Raw genomic sequence first — 24,660 nt, forward strand, 5'->3', positions numbered from 1 at the left:
GGGACACTCTGTCAATCCTGCATTGCACCTTGCATGGAAGTTGGTACGACATCTCGTTCCGTCGGGGGATGAGATGGCGACGAAGCGCAGAACCGCGAAAGCGGTGCCGGTGCAAGAGGTTGATCGCCGTCCTTCGATGGTAGACGACGCCTATGCGGCGATGAAGCGGGCGATCCAGGATTCGAGCTTCGCGCCTGGCTACCAGGCGTCCGAGCAGGAGATCGCCGACCGCCTCGGCATGAGCCGCACCCCCGTCCACGAGGCGGTGATTCGCTTGCAGGAGGAGGGTCTGGTCCGGGTGCTATCCCGGAAGGGCGTGCTGATCTGCGCCCTCGCGCCGGCTGACATGCGTGAGATCTACGACGTGATCGTCGCCATCGAGGGCCGTGCCGCCGAGCTGCTGGCCACCCTCCCCGCTGCCGAGCGCGATGCCGTGGCGGGCGACCTCGCCGCGCACACGGACACGATGGATGCGGCGTGGCACGCGGGGAACCTCCCCGCCTGGGGGCAGGCCGACGCGCTGTTCCACCGGACGCTGGTGGAGCGCGCAGGCAATGGCCGGATGACCCGGATCATCCAGACCATCAACGACCAATCGCACCGGGCGCGGATGCTAACGCTGAAGTTGCGTCGCGAACTCGGGGCCTCGGTCGCCGAGCACCACGCCCTCACCGACGCGATCCACCGGGGCGACCCGGCGGCGGCCCATGACCGCCTGCACGATCACCGGCTCAGGGCGCGGGACGAGTTGCTGCCGTTGCTGGAGAGCTTCGGCCTGAAGCATCTGTAGCGACGCTCAGATGCACCGCTCAAGAGCAGTGAAGCTCTTGCGGTCATCGGCGGAAGGTTGGAAAGAAGTATGTTGGCGCGCCAGTCTGAACAAAAATGCGAACACTTATGTTATTGAGGTCGCTCGATAATTTACGAGGCCCGTCTGCTACCCGGCATGCTGCTATCAGCGGTGGGCCTCTCCGAGCCGCAGCGCATCCTCACAAATCGGACGTTCGGCTTGGCGCCCAAGGCGGTCGTTTATACGGCCTACAGCCGCTTTCGAAAGCGGACATCGACCGGACGATTTACGACTGCCGGTCGCAACTGAGTAGCGTCGTTCAAGGACGGCCGATTTCTAGCAATCCTTCCAGTTTTTTATGGATACGAGGAGATCGGGTCGCGGTCAGCGCGGCCTGATCGGGCGTGAGAAAGCTGGGTTTTAAGGAAATTCGTCGATTTTTAAAGGTGATATCGGCAGTTTAATTCGAGCTTCAGGCGACTGTTTCACATTCTAACTTTAACTTTCATCTTGTGTTCGCCATCCGACACTCTCCTCGATCATCTTGATTATGTCGGAGGTTTCCTGAAATCGAAAAAGGATCAGAAGCGGCCCACTGGCGGCCTCGGATTTGGCCGGACCTACGCGCGCCAACTTTTATCGGCGCAAATATAATTGATTTGCGACATTTTGTTTTTCGGCTCACTAATTTTTCCGCTTCGAGCCGACATCAATAGTTCCTGCCACGGGATCGTAAGATGAAGCTTCTAATTATAGCTGCCGGCTTTTCAATTTGCGCGTTTGCTGCGCAATCTTCTAATATTCCGGAGGCTTTGGTTCAGAAATCAATCGTTCTGAAGTGGAGCGAGAGCCAAGAGATTAAACGCCAGGATGAGCAGGGGTGGCAAGAACATCAGGTAGAGCGCGGGACCGAAATCTATTTCAGTTCTGCCGGACGGATCTTCAAGCGTGAGCGGGCGCTCTCTTATCGGACCCGAAGGGGCCACAACGGGCGGGCCAACACGGGTGAGTCGGACGCGATCCTCAACGACGCGAATTTTCTGGGCACGACCCTGATGGTGCATATGCCGCTGGGGCAAGGCGCGGGGATGCGCCAGCTCTCGGTTTCATTCTCCCCCTCGTTCGACAATTGCGAAGCGGTGGTCGTGACCGGCAAGGCGGACGGGGCGGAAAGCTTCGCCCATAAGGGCATGCTCGCCCAGAGGATGGTCGAGTTCCGCAAGGTCAAGGCTGGTCCAGTCAACTGCGCAGTGGAAGGCCGAAACGTCTTCGAGCGGTGAGATTTTTCTAGCCCCACGCCGCCCGTGATAGAGGCTCTCCGACCTTGCGCATCCTGATCTTAATCGCCGCGTGTAACTGCCTAAGCTCTGGGGTGGGGGCGGCCGAAGCCATCCTGCCTCTCGACGGGGCGAGCGCATTTCACGAGTCGTTCGCCGAGACAGGTCCCGCCCCAGCCAGAGCCGCGACAGTGGGCGCCACCCTCGTCGGAGCTCGGATCGAGGGGGTGCCGCAGCAGTTCCTCGCAACCCGACCCGAGGTCGCGCTCGGCGGCACCGATCGACGAGATATTCTCTGCGTCCGCGTCCTGTCGCGGGATGGCCGCTACGCGGCACAGGCCCGTTACCGGATCGTGGCGGCCACCGATCCAAAGGCTGCGATCGACTATAGAACGGACTACCGCACGGAGCTTTCGGCCTACGCGTCGAGCGACATGGCGGTGATTGCCCGGGTGGGCCGATCCTGCGAGAGCGCCAAGGACCTGAGCATCGTACCGGTTTCCTTCGGAGGCTCTGGTGGCAAGGAGGTAGTCCTGCAGGTCAGCGCGGGCGATGCGCGGGTTCGCGCCCAGTTTGGCTTGAACAATCAGCCCCTGGGGGAGGCGGTCCTATGCGCGCCGCCCGCACGCGGCCCGGCGATCGGCTTCACCGCCGAGTGCCGCCTGCCGATTCCCAGCGCATCCCACGACGACCGTTACCAACTCAGCATCGGCGAGACGGGGTCGGGTGGGGGGATCGCGGTGCGGACCTACGCGATCATCCTTCCCGCGGCCGCGAAGCCTTGAGCATGAGCGCATGGCGAGTCGGGCTCCTCTTGCGCTTCGTCGCTGTGGTGGCGGCCCTGATCGTGGCCCTGATTGCCATCACACTCCTCCCCTCGGCACCCTCATTCTCGATCGTGCAGGCGACGTCGGAGGCGGTTTTTTTCGACGTCGCCGTTCCCGAGATGGCGCAGATCCGCCTCGATGGCTTCGCGACCTACGCCGAGACGGCAACAGGCAGTCTCGGCTTCGGGACCTCAGATGGCACCGCGCGCAAGCCTCTCTGTCTCACAGGCGTGCTCGTGCCCGCGTCTGGCACTCGCGTCACCTACAAACGCTTCCACGACGGCCCGGTGAGCGTCGTCTTGGAGCGGCGCGACGGCATGCCTGCGGGGAACCTCGATCTCGGCGAAGCGGCCACGCCGGAGGCCGTCAAGCGGGCATCATGGCTCCGGCTCGAAGCTGTAACCACAAAGGGCGACGATGCGCCCAAATCACTCTGCCCCGGCGATCCGTTCCTCCGGCTGCCGGTTTACGGCGTGGCGGAGATCGGCTCCGAGTTGCGGCCCCTGGGGCGCGGGCGTGAGCCGAGCGCGGGTGTCCTGCTCGACGGCACCGTGACCATCTTCGTTCGCACCCTGGAGTTCGGCGGCCTAGTCCCGAAGACGCGGATCTATCCTTCGAGCATCTCGGACATCACCCTGCCCCCCGGGTCCAAGGTGCTCGAGGATTCCGCCGACGGTGAGGTACGCCGACCCTGGACGGGCTTCGTGCAGGCCGATGCCGACGACGCCCTCGGCGTCAAGCTGATCACAGAAGCCAAGCGCTTGGCGATCCTGCGGCCGGGCATCGGGCTGACCCCGGAGATCCTGTCCTTCAGTTTCTTCAGCCAGTTGATGAATGACCCGACCCTTCAATCGGTCCAGATCATCGGCGCCTTCCTGTTCTCGGTTCTCTACTCCCTCGGCACGGCCCTCTCGTGGTACGACGGTCGCCACCCGCTTCCCGCTACTCGCAATAAGTCCGAGCATTGAAGAAGAAGCATCCCGGCTTATCCGGGACGTAATGCTGGTAGACGGCGGCGTGGATCCGCGTCCTGTCAGAGCGCTGCGCCGCTCGGTGCCGCCGGGAGGACGAGCGCGATGCCGATACCGCGCACGATCCGTCCGGGTAGATATGCATCGTTAGGGCTTGGCTGCCTTCGGGCGCGACGAGGGCGAGTGGGATCAGACAGAGGGCGACCTCCGCATCCGACGCCGCGGCGGGCGGCGGCAGGACGGATAGTAGCCAGACGGCGAGGAGCCCAGCGGCCAGTCCAGGAGGAGTGATCACTCGCAGAACGAGCGGCCGTTGAAGGAGAAACACTTTCCGTGTCCCGTGGCGTGCCTGGGTTCCGGTTCTGAGACGCGGTGCGACGCCGAAGCCGAGGCGATGACTGGGGCGGCCTCGCGTCTCGGGGGCCGGGAGGGGGCGGGGGCGTGAACCACGGCGAGCCGATGCTTGGGCTGCTGCGGCAGCGACCGATTGCGCACAGTGTGAGCAGTGCAATCACCTGCCATGTCGAGAATTTCGCCCGGCCCGCAGGATCTCCTCACGCAGTGCCCGCCCTGCTCCGTCTCCAGCGGCGAACATACGAGAGGACAGATGCGGTCGGGCCGAGCCCTAAGAGCTTCGAGATAGGCGGCAGTCGGCCCGGCCGGGACGGAGAGGGACGCATACCGTGCGAGTGTGGCGAGGCCCTTCTTCGTGGCAGTCGAGTCCCAGATCTCGTCGAGGGCGCCCTGATAGCAGCCGAGGCGCTGCAACTCGACCTTGATGCCCCGCGCCAAGATGCCGGCGATTAGGCCGTTCCCGGCCCCTGCGGCGGCCAGGTTGGACGTTTCCAGGCTTGCAAGATGCTGCGCTCCGGTACCGTCTCGGCCCGGGACCGTAACGGTCGTCGGGATCGCAACTGCAGGCTCGGCGCGAACTTTCGCGCTACCTTCCTCGGAAGGCATAGAGGCCGCTGCCTTCGAGGGAAGTTCGGCTGCGCCGGCCGGTTCATTCCGCAGCCCGGTGATCGGACCGAGGGACGTGGGCTCTTCCAAAGATGACGTCGGCGCCATCAGAGCCGCCACATCGGGGCCTGCATGTTCGAGCAGCTTCAAGCGTAACCGCGCGTCGGGGGCGTAGAAGCTTGTCGGGAATCTCTCGACGAAGCTCCGCACGTCCGCGACATTGGTCGAGGCGCGCACCCGCGCCCAGGCGGTCTGGTCCGTCTCCGAGGTGTTAAGAGCATAATCCGAGAGGAGGGAGATCGAGAGTTCCGGGACTTGGCGTCCCTTGGTGGCGGTGTAGACCTTGCTGGCGACCCGGCGGAACAGGACGCCGATCTCCAGGCCAGGCACCTTTAATTCGTCGAGGAGCGCGGTGGTGAACGGGCTGTTTCGGCCTCCCCCATCCTGGGCGGTGTCGTTGGCCTGCGTCGCGTAGGCGACGACCATGCCGCGCATCTGCTCGGGTCGGGTAAAGCCGCGGACGGCAGCGACGTCCCGCGACCCGACGCTGATCGACCGGATGAGCCGCTCGGCCAGCGGGTTGTTGCGGCAGGCATCGAGGATCAGGATCTTGACGCCACTCGCCCGCTCGATGGCCGCCCGCACGTCGTCGATCGCGATCATCTGGTAGCGGAGGCTGACCTCGTCCTCCAACTGCGCATCGACGGGCATGATATAGTTGCGCCCCTCGAATTGCATCCCGTGGCCAGCATAGAAGAACAGCGCTGCCTCGGCGTCCTTGGACAGGCGGGCGAACTGCTCGATCGATTGGTCCATCGACGCCTTGGTCGCGTCGGCGCCGTAGATGACCTCGAAGCCCAGGCTCCGCAGTTCCGCGGCGATGTCGGCCGAATCGTTGGCCGGGTTGGTCAGCCGGGCCGTGTTGATATAGTTCGAGTTCCCGATGACGAGGGCGACCCGGCGCGCCGCCTCGGCCCCCGTGGCGACCATGGCCACGGTGATCGCGAGCAGCACCAGACAGGATATGCGCGACCTCGACATATCAATGACGATACTTTGAAGGCTGTGCGAATCAAACCGGAATTTGAACGTTCGTTGCGGTCTCCCTCCTGTCTCCTGAAAGCTTCGGATACTGGACAGCGATCCGTCCTTTGGGCACAAGCGCTGCAGGCAAGCCATTGAGGATCGCGCTTCCGTGGCGGACAAAATCGAAGAAGACCGGCAACTGCTCGCGATTTTGGTCGCGGACATAGTCGGATATAGTAAACTCATGCGGCTCGACGAGCGAAAGACGTTCGCAAATCTTCGCGTGCTGCGTGAAGCCGTCATCGAACCGGTGATCCATACTTCCGGCGGCTCCATTGAGAAATGGACCGGTGACGGCTTCATCGGAAGCTTCCCTAGTACAAGCGACGCGGTGAGGGCAGCCGCCCGCATCCAAGCCGGTGTGATCGCCCGGCTCGCCCCCACCATTGTTCTGCGGATCGGCATCAACAGCGGCGACGTGATCCTCACTCGGGACGATGTATTCGGCGATACGGTGAACGTCGCCGCCCGGTTGCAAAGCTGCGCCGAGCCTGGCGGCATTCTGGTCTCGCGGGGGGTGCGCGATGCCGTGCGTGATGGGCCGGACCTAACCTTCGAGGCCGCCGGCACACCTATGTTCAAAAATATCGTTGATCCCATTGAGACTTATCGGGTGCGGTTCGACCCGGCGGCATTCCGCGAGGTGGTTGTACCAAGCGGTTCGCGGGGCTGGCGTGACGGTCCCCCATTCGTTTGGGCAGCGGGGGCCGGTCTCGCCGCGATCGCCCTCGTGGGCGTGGGCTACGAAGGCTGGACGCGCAACGGCGCGGCCGGCGGCGGTAGCGACCTCGAGGTTGCGACCGCGAAAGGCGGGGGTACGGGTTCGCCCCGTGCCGTCGCTCTCACCACCGCCATGGGCCAACCCGTCCGCGTGGCTCGCGCGTGGTCCGTCGATCCCCGGGATTGCGCCGCACGCCGGATCGGGTTCCAAGTGATGCAGGAACCTCGACACGGGCATTTCGAGACTGGGGTCAACATGGTGCCGATCGATAAGGGCAAATGCCGGACGGCGGCAGCCCTCGACGTGACGTACATCCCCGACAGCGGGTTCAATGGCTCTGATACGAGCACATTCCGACTCCGCGACGCGGGCCAGATCAATGACCAGACTGTGGCGATCGTCGTACGGCCATAAATTTTCACGGTCAGCCGCATCGGTCGAAACCGAGCGGCATCTCTTTGTATGCCTCGTCGATACCGTACGCCGAACCCTTCGATGCTCAGGTTCGGGCCCAAATAACAGTGTCGGCTTAATTTTCGACCCTTCTAGAGCAGTTATTACATGTTAGATATTTTGTCCCATTCTCCACTACCCGCAGAATCTCCTAGTCTCCGGCGACCTCGTCCTTGTTGAGAGCAGTATACTCCCCCGCACATAGCATCAACGGAGCGCCCCCCCTGGAACCCTTCGGGGTAAGCGGCAGCACTCAATCGACTGACGGTCTTTGGACCGTTTAGATCAATGGGATCGGCCTGAATCAGACGCATCCTCCGCAAGCGAAGTCCGCTTCGCGTTGCCTCAAGCTCCATAACGGACGGCCAGCTTTCAGCCAGCTTCAGCCAAATTGCCGGCCGCGTCGGAACGGCTGGGTTGGGTGGTTTTCGGCCTGTCTGGTTACGGTCACCACCGCGCCAAAGCGGACGACGACCAGTGCTCTATTTCTACGAGCGATAGAGATTTCGCGCTCTTCAGCCTTTCGCGAGGCAAACGATAATCGCCGCCCCCTTGGCGTAGGATTGCGCGGAGATATCGGTCTGCATCGCAAGCGTCTTTCAAATTGAAAATAGACCGATCTAATCGCTAAACCGACTCCGAAAACATCACGATGAGACCGTAGCTCACCGAGGTCTTATCGTTGTGATGGATCGCTTATCTAGCTCCTTGCCATTCCACCCAGACCTATACACGAGTGATCGAAAGCCGCGTCAGCTTGACGGCTTGGTTGCCGCGCGTGAACTGACTGCGGGCATTCAGCTCGTTCGGCGGCAGGTCACCATGATCGGCAATCTCGAAATCATCGCTCGCCTGATGCTCGCTGCTGTTCTCAGTGGCTTGATAGGGGTCGAGCGTGAACGCCTGCTCTGGGCTGCGGGCCTGCGGACCCACATGCTTGTCGGGGTCGGCGCCTGCCTCATCGTGATCGTTTCAGCCTTCGGCTTCAGCGATGTCCTCGGGACGCACAACGTCGTCCTCGACCCTTCGCGGATCGCGGCACAGGTTGTCTCGGGTGTTGGATTTCTCGGGGCCGGGACAATCCTGCTTCGCGGCGAAGTCGTCAAAGGGCTTACTACAGCAGCGAGCCTGTGGGCGGTGGCGGCCATCGGGCTGGCGATCGGCAGCGGCCTCTACGTCGCCGGCATCGCGACGACCGCCATCCTCCTGGCGATCCTCGCCGGCCTGAAGCCGCTTCAGGAGCGTTATCACGATCGGCTGCGTGTCCAGCCGCTCCGCGTCATCGCCGAACCGGGAACCGTCACGTTCAACACCGTGCAGGAGATCGCTGGGCTGCGGGCCTCACGCATCCGCCAGTTCGTCGTGCAACGCGCCGCCGACCCGGCGCAGGACGAGATCCTGATTTCGTTCGCGCGGCTGTCGCGTCAGTCGGTAGCAGAAATTGCCCAAGGCCTGCGGGCACGCCCCGGCGTTGCCAGTGTCGAGAACGTCGAAGGCCATCTGTAGCCATCCCAATGACTTGGCCGCGCAACCGCCGTCCACGGGGGTCGTTGTTCCACACGGCAGATGGAGAGGCGGCTAATGAAATCTGTGATACGTGCACCGCTCGCCCTGGCTTTTGCCCTGGGCTTGATCGGCCCTGCCTCGGCGAAGAAAGACAAGCCGGGGACGGATTGGATCCCGGCCGAGCAGGTGAAGCAAACGCTGATGAAGGCGGGCTACTCCAGCATCACCGAGTTGGAGGCCAATGACGGTAATTGTGAAGGCGAAGGCCTGAAGAATGGCGTGAGAATGGAGTTCCACGTCGATCCTAAGACGGGCACCATCACCAAAGAGAAGCCCGACAAGGACTTATGAGCAAGGCCGCGAAGCTCGCCTCCACCAAGGCCAAACTTGGGCAAAAGGGAAAGCGCACGGCGTATTTGATCGCCGTGCATCAGGAGCGACAGCCCGTACGCGTCTATGCGGTCATGGACGTGTCAGCGGACCTCGCTATCACGCAGGTCGCCGCGCTGGCGACGGATGCCACGAAGGTCGAGATCGTCGGCAGCCTATCGCGCAACCTCGCGCGGCAACTCGGCCTCGTGCCCGGTCAGATCCGCTTGGTCTGAGCGCCCCGGAGCGCCCTACGAGAGGACGAACCCGGAGAGAGCGTAGACTAACGCCCCCACCAGGGCCGCGGCGGGCATCGTGATCACCCAGGCCACGACGATGCCCTGCGCCACGTTCCACCGCACCGCGGAGACCCTACGCGCTGCCCCAACACCGATGATCGCCCCCGTGATGGTATGGGTGGTCGAGACCGGGATCCCAAATGCCGTCGCAGCGAAAAGGGTGAGCGCTCCGCCGGTCTCAGCGCAGAAGCCCTGCACGGGCGATAGTCGCGTAATCTTCGAACCCATCGTGTGCACGATGCGCCAGCCGCCGAGCAGTGTGCCGAGCGCCATGGCGGACTGACAAGACAGGACAACCCAAAGCGGTACGTGGAATGGGCCACTCGCTTGCCCGTGGGCGTAGAGGAGCACGGCGATGATGCCCATCGTCTTCTGCGCATCGTTACCGCCATGCCCGAGGGAGTAGAGCGAGGCGGAGACGAATTGAAGCTTTCGGAACGTCCCATCGACCGCAGCCGGCGTGGACCGGACGAACAGCCAGGACACGATCAGCACGAGGAGCAGTGCCAACGCGAAGCCCAGGGCTGGCGAGAGTACGATGGCCGCACTGGTCATGAGGACTCCGGGCCAGACCACCGCCCCGAGACCCGCCTTGGCGATGCCGGCACCGAGCAACCCGCCGATGAGCGCGTGCGAGCTGGAGGATGGGATGCCGAGGTACCACGTCAGCAGGTTCCAGCTGATGGCGCCGCCGAGCGCTCCGAGGATGACCCGGTCGTCTACCACCGCGACATCCACGATGCCGGAGCCGACCGTCCCGGCCACGTGCAGCCCAAAGACCAGAAAGGCGATGAAGTTGAAGAAGGCCGCCCAGAAGACGGCGTAGCGGGGGGCCAGCACACGCGTCGAGACGATGGTCGCGATCGAGTTCGCTGCGTCGTGCAGACCGTTCAAGAAGTCGAAGAACAGTGCGACAGCGATGAGGCAGATCAGAAGCGTCACGGCGGCGGCTCAGACGTGCTCGACCACGATACTGCTGATCTCGTTCGCGACGTCCTCGAACCGGTCCATGACCTTTTCTAAGTGATCGTAAAGTTCGGACCCTACGACGAACGCCATGGGATCCTGGCGAGAGGCCCGGAACAGAGCCTTCAAGCCAGCCTCGTGGAGATCGTCCGCGCGGCCCTCCAACTGGATGACTCGTTCGGTCAGGGCATTCAGGGCGGTCGCGTTTTCGTTGAGAGAGCGCAGCTTCGGCAGAGCCTCGGAGATCACCGAGGCGGCCTCCTGGATGACGACGCCCATCTCACGCATCTCGGGCTCGAAGCGTGTGACCTCGAAGAGGCGGACCGCCTTGGCCATCTTGAGCATCTGGTCGATGGCATCGTCGAGGGAGCCGACGAGCTCCTGGATGTCGCTGCGGTCGAACGGCGTAATGAAGGTTCGCCGAACCGTTTGGAGGGCCTCGTGTGTGATAGCGTCGGCTAAGTCCTCGTGCATGGCGATGGCCTCGCAGGCCTGTGCGAGTTCCTGTGTGCCGTCGAGAAGGCTTCGGAGGGCCGCCGCACCATCGACCAGTGTCGCAGCATGTCGTTCGAAGAGATCGAAGAACCGATCCTCCTTCGGCATCAGCGCGCGGAACCACCCCAGCATGCTGCGCTCTCTTCCACCGAGGGAAACTGAAACGTTAGCCGAGATAATAATCGTGTCCCAGGACAGTTCCGCGATAGGTGCGCCGCCGACGGGTCACTCGGCCGAGTCGTACCACAACGTGCCGGCCCGGCGCGTCGGCTGACCGGTGTCACCCGTATGGTTGACACCGTCCATCACGGGCACCTCGGGGAAGTCGAACGGGCTTACACCGTCCAGGCAGGCGACGTTGACGGCAAAGAGTGCCTGATCCGAACGCCGTTGGTGATGCGTGTAGATCCCGCAGCGGGAACAGAAGAAGTGCTGTGCGGACAGGGTGTGGAAGCGATAGCTCGTCAGCGCCTCCTCGCCCTCACGGATCGAGATCCCACCCGCCTCCGCCATGACGACGACGGCCCCGCGCATCCGGCAGAAGGAGCAGGTGCAGCGGCGGATCGAGCGGAATCCGTCGCTGAGGGTCACATCGAAGCGGACTGCGCCACAATGGCAGCGCCCGGCGATCGTCGTCATGTCAGGGGCCTCTCTGGGGTGGGGTTCTGGAACCCGAGCCGGGGCGCCAGGGCGAGCATCAGCGGGACGACCCCCAGCGCCGTGGCGGCGGCCGCCATCGACGCCCAGTGCGGCCCAACGGCGTCACCGAGGGGACCGTAGAGCAACGGCGTCGCCAGTGCGCTGCCCCCGAGCGTGCACGTGTAGAAGACGGCGAAGGCCCGCTCGACTTGTCCGCCGGGTGCGAGGTCCGGCACCGTCCCGTACAGGACAGACGATGTTCCGTTGAGCATGAGGCCGAGCAGCGGCAACACGACGAGGGCGGGGGTCAGCGGCGAGGCGACGACGGCCAGGATCGCGCCGCCTGTTCCGATCTCCGTCGCGATCACGCAGCGCGTCACGCCGATCCGCTCGCCGAGCCGGCCGAAGGCGGCCTTGCCGAGCGCGCCTCCAACGGCGACCAGGGCGAAGGCGACGCCCACGAGCGAAAGCCCCGCCCCCTTCGCTTGAAGCAGGAACGGCAGGTAGATGAGGAAGGCCGGCCGTGCGGCGTTGTCGAGCATGCCGATGGCCACGAGGAGGCCGAAGCCCGTTCTCCCTCCGTGATGATCCCCGCCCGCCGCAGCGACCGCCCTGACCGGGCGGTCCGCTTGTGCGTTGGATTCGCGCGGGAGCAGGAGGACGACGAAGAGTGCGACGGCGAAGCCGCCGCCGGCCATCAGCCAAAGGACCGGCCGCCAATCGGCGTGGACGAGGAGGAAGCCGACGAGGGGCGGCAGAGCCGCCTTCCCGAGATCGCCCGTGAAGTTGTAGGTGCCGAGGGGGCCGCGGGCAGCGGTCCCGTAGGCGCGGGCGATGATGGCGGAGGCCAGTGGGTGCTGCGTGCTGCTGCCGGCCCCCGACAGGACCAGGGCGATGCATAGACCGACGAGGCCGCCCGAGGCGCCGGCAAGGCCGTAGCCCCCCGCGCCGAGCACGGTCCCGAGGGTGAGCACGGCGCGCACGCCGAACCGGCGGGCGAGCGCAGTCGCCGGCATTTGCAGCCCGGCCAGTGCCCCGACATAGAGCGAGCGCAGTACCGCGAGGGCGATGTAGCCGAGCCCGAACTCCGCCTGCCAGACCGGCAGCAACACGTAGATCATGTCGGTGTAGCCATCGTGGAGGGCGTGGTTGAAGCCGACGACGATCAGCGAGCGTTTGGCTGCTCGGCCGGAGCTGAGTTCCGAGCCGAAGGCCGCGACCGCGGAGGTCTGGGGAGGGGTGAGCATGCCCGGGAGGATGATCCCCTCCCGGCATCGCGACAAACGCCTTATGCTGACGCTCATGTGAGGAAAGCTGACACATGCACCGCCGTCTGCCGCCGCTCAATGCGTTGAAGGCCTTCGAGGCCGCCGGCCGACATGCCAGCTTCACCCTCGCGGCGGAGGAGTTGCGCGTCACGCACGGGGCGGTCAGCCGACACGTGCAGGCGCTGGAGGCGTGGCTAGGAACTCCGCTGTTCGAACGGCACAACCGGCGCGTGATCCTGACCGAGGCGGGACGGAGCTACCTACCCGAGATCGGCGCGGCCCTCGACCGCATGGCGCTGGCCACCGCCAAGCAGATTGAGCGCGGACGAACGCAAATTTTGCACGTGAACGCCTTGGCGACGTTCACGCTGCGCTGGCTGATCCCCCGCCTCTCCCTGTTCCAGCGCGCCAATCCCACCATCGAGATCCGGCTGACGACCTCCAACGTGCCGCTCGCCCGGATCGTCGAGCCCTTCGACATCGCGATCCGGGGCGGGCCGGACGCCCGGCCGGGCTTCGTTGGGCGCCAGTTCCTGACCGAGCGGCGCATTCCCGTCTGCAGCCCGACCTTGCGGCAGCACGGGCCACTGGCGGAGCCGGGTGACCTCATCGGGCACACGCTCTTGCACGCGGCGACAATGCCTGAGGTCTGGCCGCACTGGCTGCAGGCAGCGGGCGTCCCACACTTGACCCCTCAGGCCTCTGTGACGCTGGAGCACTTTTATCTGACGCTACAGGCGGCGCTCGACGGGCTCGGCGTGGCGATGGGACCGGAGCGATTGATCGCTGACGACGTCGCGGCGGGCCGGCTGATCCTGCCGTTCTATGGCCCAACTTTGCCGGCTCGTAGCTACCATACCTACGTCCCAGAAGCCCTTGCCGATCAGGCCGCAGTCCGCGCCTTCTGCGACTGGCTCTCAACTCCGTCCTGAGCGGCATCGCCAGAAGCATCCGTCAGGGCTAATGGGGGATGTTTGCTATCGAGCGCGACAGATCAGGGTCCTAATGACTGGCTTGGGTCGCTATCGGACTGGCGGCTTGGGGTGGGAAACAGTCGGTCTGCTTCCGAGACGGAATTTGGGTAAGCAGACCTGCTGCGTGCCCGCTCGCGACCCTTGGCGGCTGTGCACACACCCCAAGGGACTCTCCGAGAGCAATCCTGTTGTTGCGGCCGTTCAGAGTGCCCCCAGATCCAAGCTCTCTTACGCCTCGCGTTCGACCGTATCGGCCTGGTCGTTCCGGCCGGGGCCATCCTGGTGTCAAGGCTGGGAGGGCGGGAACGGTTGGTTTCCGCCCCTCGGACGGCCTAGGCGTACGCCCGCGAGCAACCCACGGCGGGTCATTCCATCGGTTCAAGCCCGGTCGTGGACGACCATGCCAAGCGTCAATGACGAATATTTTTGTCGAGTTGACGAATTCCGTCATAGCGCTACACTCGATGAATGACGAATGGTCCTTCAGCTCCTGCCGAACCGAAGTCTCGCCTGCGGCGGGCCTATGTCGGACTCGTGGTCGAGGTGTTCCGGCTCAACGGCGACCAGCTCGCCATCGGGAACGCCCTGGGCGCCGACCTCGGATTGACCAGTGCGCGTTGGCAGGTGCTGGGCACGATCTCCCTCTCCCCCGTCCCGCTGCCGGTGGCCCACATCGCCCGCAACATGGGGCTGGCCCGACAGGCCGTGCAGTATTCCGTGGACGAGATGCGGGCGGACGGCCTCGTCCGCCTGGAACCCAACCCGCACCACAAGCGCGCGATGCTCGTCGCGATGACCGAGAAGGGCGAGGCGGCCTATCGCGACGCGAGCGAGAGACACGGACGCTGGGCCGAGACCTTGATGGCCGATCTGCCGCCGGAGCGGATCGAGGCCGCAAGCGAGTTGCTGCGCGAAGTCCAGCGCCGCATCGCGAGTTCCACCGCCACTCCGGCCGCCACTAGGATCAAGGAGACCTGAGATGCCGAAGTTCGTCGAGATGGGCCAAGCCGTCACGCTGGGCGATCAACTGAAGTCTGAGGAAGGGCCGGTGATCCTGATCAACACGTTCGTCGTGTCCCCGGACGATGCCGAAAAACTGCTTGCAGTCTGGACGGGTGATGCTGGCCTCATGAAGGCGCAGCCGGGCTTCATCTCCACGCAGCTGCATCGTGGCATCGCGGGGAGCGGTGTCTTCCTGAACTACGCCGTGTGGCAGTCGGTGGCCCACTTCCGGTCCGCCTTCTCGAACCCCGAATTCCAGGCCAAGCTCGCCGACTACCCCGAGGGCGTGACGATCAGCCCACACCTGTTCACGAAGGTCGAGATCCCCGGCATCTGCACCGCCTGACCGGGAGCGACGACAGCGACGGCGCCATGTTCGTCGGCGCTGGGCAGACGACAGCCGGCCGCTTCCGGGATCCCTCGGTGGCGGCAAAGCGCTCGGGATCGAGGGAGGGAACTGATGGATCAATCCAGCCTGCAGAAATTCGTCGACGAGGCGATGATCCGAAACGTGATCGCCCGCTACGCCGACGTCGCCACCAGGGCCGATTACGAGAGCTTTCACAGCCTTTGGACGGACGAAGGCGAGTTCATCATCGGCGAGGCGCCGAAGGGGCACCATGCGACCGGACCGGCGGACACCGTCGCCCTGTTCCGCAAGCTGCGCGCCGACAAGACGTTCTTCGTGCAGTTCGCGCTGCCCGGCGTGATCGACATCGACGGGGACGAGGCCACCACACGCACGTTCAAGACCGCCGCCAATGTGAAGACTGGCCTGCGTGGGCGCGCCATCGTCGAGGGCGGAGCCGGCACAGCCGCTCGGACCGCCGGCCTACTCGGCGGCATCCTCAGCTACGCCGTGAGCGAAGGCATCATTGCCACGAATCCGGCCACAGGGGTTCGGCGGCCCGCCGATGCCAAGCGGACGCGGCGTCTCACGGCAGCCGAGTACGGAGCGCTCGGACGTGCCCTGGACAAGTTCGAGGCGCAGGCCGGACGTTGGCAGGGCGCGTCCGCACTGCGTCTTCTCGCGCTCACTGGCTGCCGCCGGCAGGAAGTGACCGGGCTACGATGGCCCGAAGTCGACATGGACGGCTGCGCCCTGCGCCTCACCGACACGAAGGAAGGCGGATCAGTGCGCCCGCTCGGTATCGCCGCACGGCGCGTCCTCACCGGGCTCCCTCGCCTGCCGCGCGAGCCGTGGGTGTTTCCGGCGGTGCGAGGCTCAGGGCCGTTCGGAGGCCTGCCGGGTGTGGTCGAACGAATCATGGAAGCCGCCGGTCTCGACGGCGTGACAGCCCATACCCTCCGGCATTCCTTCGCCAGCATGGCCGGCGACCTCGGTTTAAGTGATGCTACGATCGGCGCCATGCTCGGTCACGCAGGCGGCACGATGACGAGCCGGTACGTGCATCACCTCGACGCCGTGTTGGTCTCGGCGGCCGACAAGGTATCCGAAGCTATTGCTAAGGCGATGGCAGATCCCATCTCGATGAGTAGGCTCCCCTCCCCTAGCGGACAAGAGTAGACACGGCCATTAGTGAGGAGTCCGGGTGATCAGCCCCCCGACTCCCACCGCTGCGAACCGAACGGCAGCCGCACTTAGATGCAGCATCAGACTTTGGCGCAGGGATTATTCCAGTGACCCGCAGGGTTTATGCCGCTTCGTTTCGAGCGTGATCGGCTCTGAATAGGGCATCGATTTCTGAGGCGGGCCGAGGAGGGCTGAATAAGAAACCCTGCATCTCGTTGGCGCCTTCGGCCAGGACCGCGCTGCGTTGCAAGTCGGTCTCAATGCCCTCCACCAGAGTCGTCATGTTGAGGCTCTGGCCCAGCCCAATGATCGCGCGGATAATCGCCACAGCTTCCGGCTTTTCGCCAATTTCACGGACGAAGGATCGATCGATCTTGATTTTGTCGAACGGGAAACGGCGCAGATAGCTGATGCTCGAATAGCCGGTCCCGAAATCGTCCATCGCGATCCGGACGCCACCGCCTCGCAGAGCGTGCAACGTTTCCAGGTTTGCGTCGCTATCATCAAGAAGAACGCTTTCGGTGATCTCCAATTCGAGGCGTTTTGGATCGAGGCCGCTCTCCGACAGCGCCGAAAGCACCATCGTCGTGAAATTGCGCTGGCGCAACTGGTGAGCTGAGACGTTGACGGCGACCCGGACGTGGCGGGGCCACCGAACGGCGTCCTGGCACGCCTTCCGCAACACCCACTCGCCAAGCTGCACGATCAGGCCGATCTCTTCCGCGATAGGGATGAACACGGCTGGGCTAACGAGCCCATGCTCAGCATGTCGCCAACGCACCAGGGCCTCCAGGCCCATCACATGGTTGCTGCTGAGATCGACGAGAGGCTGATAATGCACCTCGAAGCAGCCGTTCGTCAGCGCGTCGCGCAGTTCCCGCTCTAAGTTGAGGCGGGCCCGCGCGCTCTCATCCATCTGAGGCTCGAAGACCCGATAGGTTCCGCGCCCGTCCGACTTCGCCTGGTAGAGCGCGAGATCGGCGTTCTGCAGCAGCTGAGTGACGTCGCCATCGTCCTTACCGGACAGCACGATGCCAGCGCTCATGCCAATCTCGATGCGTAACCCATCGAAATCAAAGGGCGCACTGGCCGCCGCGATCAGGCGCCGCGCGAGCGCTTCGGCGTCCGCCAGCGCCTTTACGCGGTGCATAACGACAAACTCGTCGCCGCCCATTCGCGCGACGATAGCGCCATCGCGCACCTGCCGCTGCAAGCGCTGCGCGACACACCGCAGGAGCCGGTCGCCGGTGGCGTGACCGAACCCGTCATTGACGGGCTTGAACCGGTCGAGATCAAGGCACAGTACGGCCAGCGACCGGCCTGCCATTCGCTGACCGAGCATCGCATTGCCGATCTCATGCAGTGCCACTCGGTTCGGCAGGTCGGTCAGGGCATCGTGCCGCGCCATGTAGGTGATGCGGTCCTCGTTGCGGCGGCGCTCTGTTACGTCCTCGAAGGTTGCGACCCAACCGCCGCCACTCATTGCCCGATGGGTAGCCGACACCGTGCGCCCGTCGGCAAGTTCCCGCAGGATGGATGTCGCTTGCCCCTCGATAAGCGAAGTCCGAGTGCCTTCAGAGAGGGCATCGACGGTTGTGCCGCTCTTATAGCGTTCAAGGTCAACGAGGATCTCGATGATTTGTCGCTGGCTCATGCCAACGTGCAGATGGTGGGTCTCAAGGCCGAAAATTTCTAAATAGCGCTTGTTCCAGACGAGCAGCCGCCGGTCCGCGTCGAACATGCACAACCCCTGGCTCGTGTTCTCCAAGGCAGCATCGAACCTGCGGTTCTGTTCGATCAAAAGCTTGTGTGGCGCCGATAGTAGTCCAGAATCGAAAGCGAAGGACGCGGTAGCAGCAGCATCCCACTGCCATGTGTTGCTGAGCGCTGTTAGCGTCTTAGAAGCGGATATAGGCATGGGCTTAGATGAAGCGACGGAATTACAACATAGGATAAACTAAAAATCTTAATTAATTTGTTGCCTAACTTACAGGCATGTGCCCTACAGATGGTCGAAATGCTGATGCAATCACATGCATCGGCTTGAGCGCAGTCAAAGGTACAGCTTATGGCTCTTCGCTCAATGCTCGATGACATATGCAGCCGCCCATTCCTCGGCGGCTATCTCCGGAATGGCTAGGCACAGCACGCCATAGCTGATAGTGGTTCGCCCCTGCGCCGCTTACCCCTCGCCCCGGCACTCCCTGACTGACCGCAGCCCGGCGATATGCGTCCCGGCTTGCTCGCACTCCTTCCCGAACAAGTCCGCCCATCCGTCCGCCGCTTCGTCACCCTCCGGCCCCGGCTCGGCGCGCAGTACGTCTGCGAGCTTGGCGAGGCAGACGCGGGCGCGGTTAACGTGGTGGAGCGCGGCCAGCCTCTCGGCCTCGGCCCGGTCAATGAGGCCGGCGTCGGCGTAGGGCTGCCGCTCGATCTCGGGCTCCGGCGGGTCGAAGGTCTCGACGGCGACGAGATTGATCATTGCAGCGGCCCGACCGGGAGCACATCGCCCGGCTTCACGAACCGGATGACGACGGCGGACTGACAGCCAATCGCTGCGGCATCGGCCTCGCACTCGCGGCCGAAGGCGATGGGATCTGCGCACGGGCGCGGCTCGAAATAGATCCGCACGAAGGGTGCCGTGCCGGGGGCAGTCTGTTCCAGGCGCTCCACGCGGCGGCGAAGGTCTCCGGCCATAGTCATGCACTCCGGTTAGGCTGAGCGGCTTCCAGGGCCGCGACACGGGTCACGAGGTCCGACATGTCGAGGGCGCGGCGGTGCAGTTCGAGGACGCCAGCCACATCCTGCGCCTCGGCTGGGCTGATCTCTCCGGCCGCCACTGCCCGCACGATGGCGGCGGTCGCCTTCGTCAGGTCAGCCGCCGTCTCGATGGGCGGCAGATCAAAGGTGACAGGGCGATCCTTCCGGGGCGGGCAGAGCCGTTCGAGGCACAACCGCATCGCTGGCCCGTCGCCTTCCAAGGCCATCTCTATGGCGCGGCGCGTCAGCGCCTCGGCCTCGCCATCCAGCAGGGCCTCCACCGCCAACGAGGCACGGTTGCGGGTGCCCGCCCGCTTGCCCGCCGGGTTGCCGCTTTGGCCTGCCTGGAACTGTCCCGAATTAGCCATGGTCTATCTTAACACGCATCGGTGATAGTCGGTGCCTTACCTGCATTTGCAGGCGGGATGCAGGCGGGCGACGCGAGGAACGCCGTTTTCAGGCCCTCGGCTAGCCCTTGAAGGGCGGCCACCGCAGCGCGCTGGCGAACCTCGCCCGCGTCGTCGCGGACCTCAATGGTCACTGCGGCGGTGAGGGCCATTTGGCGGGCCGTCTCAATACCGGCGGCGAAGGCGGCTTTCTCGCGCGGGGTCATGCCAAAATCTCCGTCCCGCTTAATCCCCGCTGCCGCGTGCGCGGAGGCACGTCATGCCGGCAAAACAAGCACCATCTTAGGTTCACGCAAGACAAAATAGGCCGATCAACTCGGGCTACATTGCGCAAAGGAGCATAATTCAGACCATGAAGACCCGTATCGCCGCCGTCGTCACCGCGCTTGTTCTTGGCGTCGCTCCGATCTCGTCCGCCATGGCCTATGATCGGTCCACCTGGACGGGTCTCACGCCCTACAGCGTTGAGACCACCGGTTCCCTGGGCGCCTTTCCTGGAAGCCTTCGCGACACCAACCCGGCGACCTGCCCGATGAGTTCGGCCGCTGAAGGCAACGCCAATCAGCAGAACTTCCCAGTGAAGCAGTACGGCCAGACCTCTGGCGGCAACCGCTGCTAAGCCCACAAGGACAGATTGATGCTGAAGGTGTTTTCTTACGCGATGGCTGCTGTCTTTGCCGGCGGCCTCGCCATGACGGCCATCGGATCGGCCAACGTGCTGATGGGGCTGTGACCCAGGGACTCTCACGGATCGACGGCGGGGCGAGAGCCCCGCCTTTTTTGTTTGCGGGCGAGGTCGAGCGCGAAGGTCGGCGCGCGCTGACGGACCTAAACTCACGAGGAGAGGTTGGTTTTGATCCAGGAGGACGCTGATGCCTGACGAACCAATCCCGCCCGCACCAGTCCGCACTGAGGATTTGGCCGTCACCGAGTATGACGCGGGACACCGCGTCAGGGGAGATGAACGGGGGGGCCCAGCTGCTGAGTCTGCTCTGCCGACGAACGACGAGGCACCGGAGGTCGGCTTATCGCAGAAGGGCGACGGCGAGGACGCGGTCGTGAAACGCGAAACCGAAATCTGAGGACGCATAGTATGGCCGATCAGCCGACCGATACACAGGCTCAGCGGATGCCGCAGGGTAAACCGAAGAGTGATGGACTGGCCAACAGCCCCCAAGACACGGCGACCGGCACAGTGAAGCCGCAGGATGGTCCGATGGAGCGGCCAGGTACGGAAGCCGAAGAGGAAGCACGGCGCGAGAAGGAGTGACCACCAGCTGGCAAGGAGGCGAGCGGTCTGCCGCACGGCGCAGAGACGGGCGCGGCGCTCGGCGTCGTCCAAATCGGGGCGGAACGGCCCCCAGGCGTCGGCGGGGGCAATCATGGCCACCTGGCCGGGGTCGCATGGGGGTTTCGGGGAAACGGGGGGTCTGTTTCAGCCGCTACACACAAACTGTCATGTGTGCGTGCCTGTGCGCTCGCTTGCGCTCGGATACGAGGTTCACTGACAGTTTGCCGCGTTGGGATAGAAAAAACCCCCAATCCCCCGGAAACCCCCATATTAAGCGCGCGGGGCATCAGAACTCCGGTGCAGATGAGGGATGGAGCCCGGTCGCAGCGCGCTCTCCGGGGAAATGATCGCCCCCGCTGACGCGGCAGAGCGAGAACCGATTGCCGTGGCTCCCGTCCTCCTTCATCTCGATCCGGTGCCCATCCACGACGCGGCCCTTGATCCGCGACAGCCACTTGCCAAGCCGGCGGCTGTTCACGGCGCCGCCGTCGCCGGCCTGCCGCAAGAGGAGGTCGCGGAACTCGGCCAGTTTGAAGTCGCCAGGGCCGGCGAAGGAATTGGCTGCTTCACGGTCGCAAGCGGTGCGGATGATGGTGTTGGTGGTGTAGCCGCTCGAAAGGTGCAGGTGCGCCCGCCAGTGCTCGAACAGTTCGCGGATGGCAGACAGTTCGGGGTCTTCCTCGCGGGCCGTCTCCATGCTCTCGACCGGATCGGCGTGGCCGAGCCAGACGAGGGGCGAGCGCACCATGTCCGACCAATCCTCATAGGATCCGATGGCGCCACAGACGGACGGCGAGCCGGCCACGCGGTAGGCGCGGATCACGGTGAGCGCCGCCGCGACGTAGGCGCCGCGATCCGCCAACACGGTGCCGATGGGATCGAAGTCGAAATTCCGAAGTTCGGGCCGATCCACTTCGGCATCGAGCGAGCAGACCAAGGCGCGCCGGGTCATGTCCCCGGTGAGGATGAGGTTGTTGCCGGTGGCGAAGGTGGTGGAGCGGCATTCCAGTTCGGGCGCCTCGGACTTGCCGAGGATGCGCACCCGCACGAGGGGGCGCTCGGTCAACTGGCAGAGCATGTCCCCGCCGAGCTCCCCATTCACGTTGTCGATGGACACAACCGGTACGGCGTCGCGAAGGAGGGCGCCGAGCCGCTTTTCGGTCTCTTCCTCGGTCTTTCCCGCCGCAATCACTGGGCAGCGCCGGCCGGTGGCGATGACGGCGGCGAGGTCCACGAGGAAGCTCTTGCCGGAGCCGGGCGTATGGGCGCGGATCGCGTGCAGCGGTGCGGTCGGCAGAACGCCGCGCACCAGAGCGGTGAGGATACCGGAGAGCGCCACCGCGCGGTCGGTCGGGCCGACGAACGGGAAGCCGGAGAGTAGCCCTTCAATGAAGCCTAGCGCCTCGGTCGCCTCGCGCTTGTCGGGGCGATCCATCAGGGCCGGCATGGTGAAGCCGGGATCCAGGGCGAGATAGAGCCGGGTCGTCGGATCGTAGCCCGCCGCTGTGAGCAGCGACCCGTCAGGCCGGAGCGTCGGCGTGGTGATGATGCCGGCGACGGGCGGGACGCGCCATTGCCCCTCGCGGGCGAGAAGCGTCGCGGTCATTTCCACGGGTGGATTAATGTCGAGCCAGTCTTCCGCGCGAAGGTCGTATCGCTGAAACCGCATGGTGCGGGCGGCCATGTCTGCAAGGCTGACGGTGATGAGCGGGCACATCCGTGCGACCGTGGTCATCCGACCTTTTGCCGCCGGTACGGCGTCGATGACCGGGCGCACGAGGGCGCCGGCTCGCGAGTAGATTTCGACCGGGGAGGCCAGCAAGATCGCCTCCATACGGTCCACAGCCTCCGGCACCTTGCCGGCCACAAAGCGCACGATGGGGCGGCCATCGTCTTCGGGGCCGGGTTCGGCTTCTGGGTCAGCGTTGGCGCGGCGTTCGGCTCGATCCCGCTTCGGTGCCCCGGAGCGTCCGGCGCCCTTGCGCTTCCATCCGTTCTCGGCGGCGTGCCAGAACAGCGTCGCGATCTTGACCGTTCGCCCCTGCGCGAAGGTCGGCCACTTCCGTGCAGTCAGGTCGGGGTCGTTCCTAGCCGACGATGCCGACCAATCCCCCCAAAGATCGCGCCCGGCCTCGCCGAGGCCGTCGTAGAGAGCGAAGCCAATGCGGATCCACTCGTCATAGTCGAAGTCGTTCGGAAGGTGCGCGAGCGCGTCCGCGACGGTCTCGCGGTCGGGCTTCTCGTTCAAGCCGAAGCCGCCCGCCTTCCGTCCCTTCGTCTCGCGTGCCCGCTCGGCTTGCTGGCGCTCGCGCCGGGTGCGTGCCCCGGCATCCCGTAGGATTTCCTCGGCCTCGGCCACGAACTGCCGCAGGGCGTCTTCCGTGGTCTCGGGGAGGTCGGAAAATCGGACGGTAAGCGGCGACTCGTCAGGCCAGCGGTAGGGCGCGGCGGTATCAGGGTGAATGCCGAAGCTAACGAAGTGCTGACCGCGTAGCAGCACCTCGACCTTGGTCGGCTTCTCCTTCGGGTCGTCGGTCCACATCAGGCCGGCGGTCTGGATCTTATCGGCCGGGATCGCGAGCCGGTAGCCGAGCAGAACCTTGGGCTCGCGGCCGATGCGTTCGAGGGGCGTCGGCCCAAGGATCCGGCGAGCGCGATCCGTGATCGCGGCAGTGAGGTCCGGTCGCAGTACGTCGATGTCTACACCCGCCAGCAGGCCGCAGAGCAGGCCGGTGTTCGTGCTGTCGGGGTAGAGCGTGCCCCACCGCCGGATTTCATCGGGCGAAGGATCGAGGCACTTTCGCTCCCATGCCGGCATCACCGGGCGCTTGCCGGCCGAGTTCACGTTCATTCCGGGGCCAGAGACAGGCACCGGGCAATAGCCATTCTCGCGGAGGGCGAGGCGCAGTTCTGTCGGGTTCGGCAGTGCGTGCGCCGTCATGCTGCGCCTCCGAGAGTAGGGGGATAGTCGAAGGTCGCGCCCGTCCGCTGTGCGGCGTCGCGGGCGATGTTCACGGCGGTCTCGAAGCTGAAGGCCGTGCCGACGACGCGGGCGCTGTCGCCGGAGGCGCTGACGTGATCGACACGCCAGGACCCGCCGTCCTCGGGATCCGGCCAGATGGAAATCCAGCCCCGCCCGGGGGCAATCGGTTCGTCCGGCATGAGGGCAAGCGGTTCGCGCAACACCGTCACGGGGACGGCGTGCCGCCGGGCGTAAGCACGAGCGTCGGCCAGGGCGTGCCACTCGTCCGACGTGCGTTCGAGGGCGATGAACTGGCCGGCGGGGAGGCGCAGCCACGCGACCCACATATCTGCGACTGGCGCGACGATGACCTCGGCGGCCGGCGGGGTGCGCTCGTCCACCATGGGGGAGGGAAAGTGAGTGACGTTCGTCATGCCGTCCCCCGCTCTACCTTGGTCTCGGGCCGCGCGAAGGCGCCGCAGAAGTCGGTGGCGACGACATCGGGCCAGACAGCCTGCCCGCTCTTGCGGTCGGGCTTCGGAGGCCGTGCGCGGCACTCGCCGTGCAACTGCTCAATGGTGGCGAAGCGGCTTCCGCTCGTGGGGCCGGTCACGAACGCCGTTCCGGTCAGGGCGAAGTGGACGCAGTTCCCGCAGGCGCGGGCTTTGCGTGAGGGGCTGATAAGGCGACCCATTAGGCGCGCCTCCGCTCGTTCGACGGGCGAAGGCTCTGGGCGGCCTCAAGGGCAGCCATAATCGTGCGGGCCGCGCAGCCTAGGCTATGAACCATAGCCGCCGTGTCACGGCACTCGGCGAGCGAACCCGCCGCGCTGGCGTAGCTCGCTGCTAGGGCGCAGCGTTCGCGCACCGCATCAAGGGTGAGGTCGGCGGCGAGAGAGTGAGGCGCCGTCATCGGGCACCTCGCCAGCTATCAACCTGCGGATAGGCGAGCGCCGCGACGACACCAGCAAGGGCCGGGCTGAAATCAAACCGCCTGCGTAGGCGAGCAATCTGGATTTCGGATGCCTCGGGTGCTATTTGCATCGTGTCGGTCTGCCGAGCGACATTTAGAGAGGGACGTGAGCGCCTGGCCGCGCTCCGTCC

General features: G+C 64.9%; 27 protein-coding genes. 14 read left to right on the forward strand and 13 right to left on the reverse strand.

Annotated features, from left to right (window positions below):
- Positions 1-136: 136 nt before the first annotated feature.
- From MKK52_RS13060 to MKK52_RS13075, 4 genes are all read left to right on the forward strand, one after another.
- Positions 137-790, forward strand: coding sequence for a GntR family transcriptional regulator (locus MKK52_RS13060; protein WP_243954379.1), 654 nt, complete (start codon positions 137-139; stop codon positions 788-790).
- 737 nt (positions 791-1,527) lie between these two features.
- The gene (locus MKK52_RS13065) at positions 1,528-2,070 is read left to right on the forward strand and encodes a hypothetical protein (protein ID WP_243954381.1); all 543 of its coding nucleotides are present in this window, start codon (positions 1,528-1,530) and stop codon (positions 2,068-2,070) included.
- A 188-nt stretch (positions 2,071-2,258) separates the two neighbouring features.
- Positions 2,259-2,852: a hypothetical protein gene (locus tag MKK52_RS13070; protein WP_243954383.1), complete on the forward strand. Its 594-nt coding sequence runs from the start codon at positions 2,259-2,261 to the stop codon at positions 2,850-2,852.
- Between the two features lie 47 nt (positions 2,853-2,899).
- On the forward strand, positions 2,900-3,862 hold the full coding sequence (locus MKK52_RS13075) for a hypothetical protein (RefSeq protein ID WP_243954385.1): 963 nt from the start codon (positions 2,900-2,902) through the stop codon (positions 3,860-3,862).
- A gap of 294 nt (positions 3,863-4,156) precedes the next feature.
- Here MKK52_RS13075 and MKK52_RS13080 read toward each other — a convergent pair whose 3' ends face one another.
- Positions 4,157-6,004, reverse strand: a complete 1,848-nt coding sequence (locus MKK52_RS13080) for a caspase domain-containing protein (RefSeq protein ID WP_243954387.1) — start codon at positions 6,002-6,004, stop codon at positions 4,157-4,159.
- A gap of 16 nt (positions 6,005-6,020) precedes the next feature.
- Here MKK52_RS13080 and MKK52_RS13085 point away from each other — a divergent pair, with 16 nt between their 5' ends.
- From MKK52_RS13085 to MKK52_RS13100, 4 genes are all read left to right on the forward strand, one after another.
- Positions 6,021-7,046, forward strand: coding sequence for an adenylate/guanylate cyclase domain-containing protein (locus MKK52_RS13085; RefSeq protein ID WP_243954390.1), 1,026 nt, complete (start codon positions 6,021-6,023; stop codon positions 7,044-7,046).
- Between the two features lie 861 nt (positions 7,047-7,907).
- The gene (locus MKK52_RS13090) at positions 7,908-8,591 is read left to right on the forward strand and encodes an MgtC/SapB family protein (RefSeq protein WP_243954392.1); all 684 of its coding nucleotides are present in this window, start codon (positions 7,908-7,910) and stop codon (positions 8,589-8,591) included.
- 75 nt (positions 8,592-8,666) lie between these two features.
- Entirely contained in the window at positions 8,667-8,942 is a 276-nt protein-coding gene (locus MKK52_RS13095) for a PepSY domain-containing protein (RefSeq protein ID WP_243954394.1), read from the forward strand.
- Positions 8,939-9,196: a hypothetical protein gene (locus tag MKK52_RS13100; protein ID WP_243954396.1), complete on the forward strand. Its 258-nt coding sequence runs from the start codon at positions 8,939-8,941 to the stop codon at positions 9,194-9,196. Before MKK52_RS13095 ends, MKK52_RS13100 begins: the two co-directional genes overlap by 4 nt.
- Positions 9,197-9,211: 15 nt before the next feature.
- Here MKK52_RS13100 and MKK52_RS13105 read toward each other — a convergent pair whose 3' ends face one another.
- The 4 genes from MKK52_RS13105 to MKK52_RS13120 all read right to left on the reverse strand — a co-directional run bounded on the left by MKK52_RS13105 (position 9,212) and on the right by MKK52_RS13120 (position 12,606).
- Positions 9,212-10,201 carry an inorganic phosphate transporter gene (locus tag MKK52_RS13105; protein WP_243954398.1) on the reverse strand — a complete coding sequence of 330 codons (990 nt, stop codon included), beginning with the start codon at positions 10,199-10,201 and terminating at the stop codon, positions 9,212-9,214.
- Positions 10,202-10,210: 9 nt separating this feature from the next.
- Positions 10,211-10,852, reverse strand: coding sequence for a DUF47 domain-containing protein (locus MKK52_RS13110; protein WP_243954400.1), 642 nt, complete (start codon positions 10,850-10,852; stop codon positions 10,211-10,213).
- Between the two features lie 93 nt (positions 10,853-10,945).
- Positions 10,946-11,359, reverse strand: coding sequence for a GFA family protein (locus MKK52_RS13115; protein ID WP_243954402.1), 414 nt, complete (start codon positions 11,357-11,359; stop codon positions 10,946-10,948).
- On the reverse strand, positions 11,356-12,606 hold the full coding sequence (locus MKK52_RS13120) for an MFS transporter (protein ID WP_243954403.1): 1,251 nt from the start codon (positions 12,604-12,606) through the stop codon (positions 11,356-11,358). The genes MKK52_RS13115 and MKK52_RS13120 overlap by 4 nt, the downstream gene beginning before the upstream one ends.
- Positions 12,607-12,680: 74 nt before the next feature.
- On the opposite strand from MKK52_RS13120, the gene gcvA reads away from it, so the two are divergent.
- The 4 genes from gcvA to MKK52_RS13140 all read left to right on the forward strand — a co-directional run bounded on the left by gcvA (position 12,681) and on the right by MKK52_RS13140 (position 16,131).
- Entirely contained in the window at positions 12,681-13,559 is an 879-nt protein-coding gene (gene gcvA / locus MKK52_RS13125) for a transcriptional regulator GcvA (RefSeq protein ID WP_243954405.1), read from the forward strand.
- Positions 13,560-14,069: 510 nt separating this feature from the next.
- Positions 14,070-14,579, forward strand: a complete 510-nt coding sequence (locus MKK52_RS13130; RefSeq protein WP_243954407.1) for a MarR family winged helix-turn-helix transcriptional regulator — start codon at positions 14,070-14,072, stop codon at positions 14,577-14,579.
- A 1-nt stretch (position 14,580) separates the two neighbouring features.
- Complete coding sequence (locus tag MKK52_RS13135; RefSeq protein WP_243954409.1) at positions 14,581-14,949, forward strand: antibiotic biosynthesis monooxygenase family protein; 369 nt, start codon at positions 14,581-14,583, stop codon at positions 14,947-14,949.
- Positions 14,950-15,063: 114 nt separating this feature from the next.
- Entirely contained in the window at positions 15,064-16,131 is a 1,068-nt protein-coding gene (locus tag MKK52_RS13140) for a tyrosine-type recombinase/integrase (protein WP_243954411.1), read from the forward strand.
- A 127-nt stretch (positions 16,132-16,258) separates the two neighbouring features.
- On the opposite strand, the gene MKK52_RS13145 is transcribed toward MKK52_RS13140, so the two are convergent.
- The 5 genes from MKK52_RS13145 to MKK52_RS13165 all read right to left on the reverse strand — a co-directional run bounded on the left by MKK52_RS13145 (position 16,259) and on the right by MKK52_RS13165 (position 19,510).
- Positions 16,259-18,055: a bifunctional diguanylate cyclase/phosphodiesterase gene (locus tag MKK52_RS13145; protein ID WP_279597812.1), complete on the reverse strand. Its 1,797-nt coding sequence runs from the start codon at positions 18,053-18,055 to the stop codon at positions 16,259-16,261.
- 264 nt (positions 18,056-18,319) lie between these two features.
- The gene (locus MKK52_RS13150) at positions 18,320-18,619 is read right to left on the reverse strand and encodes a hypothetical protein (protein WP_243954415.1); all 300 of its coding nucleotides are present in this window, start codon (positions 18,617-18,619) and stop codon (positions 18,320-18,322) included.
- Positions 18,616-18,840 (reverse strand): hypothetical protein, encoded by a 225-nt coding sequence (locus MKK52_RS13155; RefSeq protein ID WP_243954417.1) that lies wholly within the window; start codon positions 18,838-18,840, stop codon positions 18,616-18,618. The genes MKK52_RS13150 and MKK52_RS13155 overlap by 4 nt, the downstream gene beginning before the upstream one ends.
- Complete coding sequence (locus MKK52_RS13160; protein ID WP_243954419.1) at positions 18,837-19,265, reverse strand: DUF5681 domain-containing protein; 429 nt, start codon at positions 19,263-19,265, stop codon at positions 18,837-18,839. Before MKK52_RS13160 ends, MKK52_RS13155 begins: the two co-directional genes overlap by 4 nt.
- A gap of 8 nt (positions 19,266-19,273) precedes the next feature.
- A complete protein-coding gene (locus MKK52_RS13165; protein WP_243954421.1) occupies positions 19,274-19,510 on the reverse strand; it encodes a hypothetical protein in 237 nt (78 codons plus the stop codon).
- A 146-nt stretch (positions 19,511-19,656) separates the two neighbouring features.
- On the opposite strand from MKK52_RS13165, the gene MKK52_RS13170 reads away from it, so the two are divergent.
- The gene (locus tag MKK52_RS13170; protein WP_243954423.1) at positions 19,657-19,923 is read left to right on the forward strand and encodes a hypothetical protein; all 267 of its coding nucleotides are present in this window, start codon (positions 19,657-19,659) and stop codon (positions 19,921-19,923) included.
- A 474-nt stretch (positions 19,924-20,397) separates the two neighbouring features.
- Positions 20,398-20,574, forward strand: a complete 177-nt coding sequence (locus MKK52_RS13175) for a hypothetical protein (protein ID WP_243954425.1) — start codon at positions 20,398-20,400, stop codon at positions 20,572-20,574.
- A 307-nt stretch (positions 20,575-20,881) separates the two neighbouring features.
- Here MKK52_RS13175 and MKK52_RS13180 read toward each other — a convergent pair whose 3' ends face one another.
- From MKK52_RS13180 to MKK52_RS13190, 3 genes are read right to left on the reverse strand one after another with little or no spacing between them, the layout of a single operon-like run.
- Positions 20,882-23,536: a PriCT-2 domain-containing protein gene (locus MKK52_RS13180; RefSeq protein ID WP_243954428.1), complete on the reverse strand. Its 2,655-nt coding sequence runs from the start codon at positions 23,534-23,536 to the stop codon at positions 20,882-20,884.
- Positions 23,533-23,991 carry a hypothetical protein gene (locus tag MKK52_RS13185; RefSeq protein WP_243954430.1) on the reverse strand — a complete coding sequence of 153 codons (459 nt, stop codon included), beginning with the start codon at positions 23,989-23,991 and terminating at the stop codon, positions 23,533-23,535. The genes MKK52_RS13180 and MKK52_RS13185 overlap by 4 nt, the downstream gene beginning before the upstream one ends.
- Positions 23,988-24,251, reverse strand: a complete 264-nt coding sequence (locus MKK52_RS13190; RefSeq protein WP_243954431.1) for a hypothetical protein — start codon at positions 24,249-24,251, stop codon at positions 23,988-23,990. The genes MKK52_RS13185 and MKK52_RS13190 overlap by 4 nt, the downstream gene beginning before the upstream one ends.
- Positions 24,252-24,660: the final 409 nt, after the last annotated feature.

This window comes from Methylobacterium sp. J-067 (genome assembly GCF_022829465.1).
GTDB classification, from domain to species: Bacteria; Pseudomonadota; Alphaproteobacteria; order Rhizobiales; family Beijerinckiaceae; genus Methylobacterium; species Methylobacterium litchii.

Bases quoted from the DNA above. Each gene is read 5' to 3' on its own strand.
- MKK52_RS13155 (WP_243954417.1), bottom strand. From the start codon at position 18,840: ATGACTATGGCCGGAGACCTTCGCCGCCGCGTGGAGCGCCTGGAACAG.
- MKK52_RS13100 (WP_243954396.1), top strand. From the start codon at position 8,939: ATGAGCAAGGCCGCGAAGCTCGCCTCCACCAAGGCCAAACTTGGGCAA.
- MKK52_RS13060 (WP_243954379.1), top strand. From the start codon at position 137: ATGGTAGACGACGCCTATGCGGCGATGAAGCGGGCGATCCAGGATTCG.
- MKK52_RS13165 (WP_243954421.1), bottom strand. From the start codon at position 19,510: ATGACCCCGCGCGAGAAAGCCGCCTTCGCCGCCGGTATTGAGACGGCC.
- gcvA (WP_243954405.1), top strand. From the start codon at position 12,681: ATGCACCGCCGTCTGCCGCCGCTCAATGCGTTGAAGGCCTTCGAGGCC.
- MKK52_RS13080 (WP_243954387.1), bottom strand. From the start codon at position 6,004: ATGGCTTGCCTGCAGCGCTTGTGCCCAAAGGACGGATCGCTGTCCAGT.
- MKK52_RS13170 (WP_243954423.1), top strand. From the start codon at position 19,657: ATGAAGACCCGTATCGCCGCCGTCGTCACCGCGCTTGTTCTTGGCGTC.
- MKK52_RS13065 (WP_243954381.1), top strand. From the start codon at position 1,528: ATGAAGCTTCTAATTATAGCTGCCGGCTTTTCAATTTGCGCGTTTGCT.
- MKK52_RS13115 (WP_243954402.1), bottom strand. From the start codon at position 11,359: ATGACGACGATCGCCGGGCGCTGCCATTGTGGCGCAGTCCGCTTCGAT.
- MKK52_RS13180 (WP_243954428.1), bottom strand. From the start codon at position 23,536: ATGACGGCGCACGCACTGCCGAACCCGACAGAACTGCGCCTCGCCCTC.
- MKK52_RS13190 (WP_243954431.1), bottom strand. From the start codon at position 24,251: ATGGGTCGCCTTATCAGCCCCTCACGCAAAGCCCGCGCCTGCGGGAAC.
- MKK52_RS13135 (WP_243954409.1), top strand. From the start codon at position 14,581: ATGCCGAAGTTCGTCGAGATGGGCCAAGCCGTCACGCTGGGCGATCAA.
- MKK52_RS13185 (WP_243954430.1), bottom strand. From the start codon at position 23,991: ATGACGAACGTCACTCACTTTCCCTCCCCCATGGTGGACGAGCGCACC.
- MKK52_RS13095 (WP_243954394.1), top strand. From the start codon at position 8,667: ATGAAATCTGTGATACGTGCACCGCTCGCCCTGGCTTTTGCCCTGGGC.
- MKK52_RS13110 (WP_243954400.1), bottom strand. From the start codon at position 10,852: ATGCTGGGGTGGTTCCGCGCGCTGATGCCGAAGGAGGATCGGTTCTTC.
- MKK52_RS13175 (WP_243954425.1), top strand. From the start codon at position 20,398: ATGGCCGATCAGCCGACCGATACACAGGCTCAGCGGATGCCGCAGGGT.
- MKK52_RS13120 (WP_243954403.1), bottom strand. From the start codon at position 12,606: ATGCTCACCCCTCCCCAGACCTCCGCGGTCGCGGCCTTCGGCTCGGAA.
- MKK52_RS13140 (WP_243954411.1), top strand. From the start codon at position 15,064: ATGGATCAATCCAGCCTGCAGAAATTCGTCGACGAGGCGATGATCCGA.
- MKK52_RS13145 (WP_279597812.1), bottom strand. From the start codon at position 18,055: ATGCCTATATCCGCTTCTAAGACGCTAACAGCGCTCAGCAACACATGG.
- MKK52_RS13130 (WP_243954407.1), top strand. From the start codon at position 14,070: ATGACGAATGGTCCTTCAGCTCCTGCCGAACCGAAGTCTCGCCTGCGG.
- MKK52_RS13150 (WP_243954415.1), bottom strand. From the start codon at position 18,619: ATGATCAATCTCGTCGCCGTCGAGACCTTCGACCCGCCGGAGCCCGAG.
- MKK52_RS13160 (WP_243954419.1), bottom strand. From the start codon at position 19,265: ATGGCTAATTCGGGACAGTTCCAGGCAGGCCAAAGCGGCAACCCGGCG.
- MKK52_RS13090 (WP_243954392.1), top strand. From the start codon at position 7,908: ATGATCGGCAATCTCGAAATCATCGCTCGCCTGATGCTCGCTGCTGTT.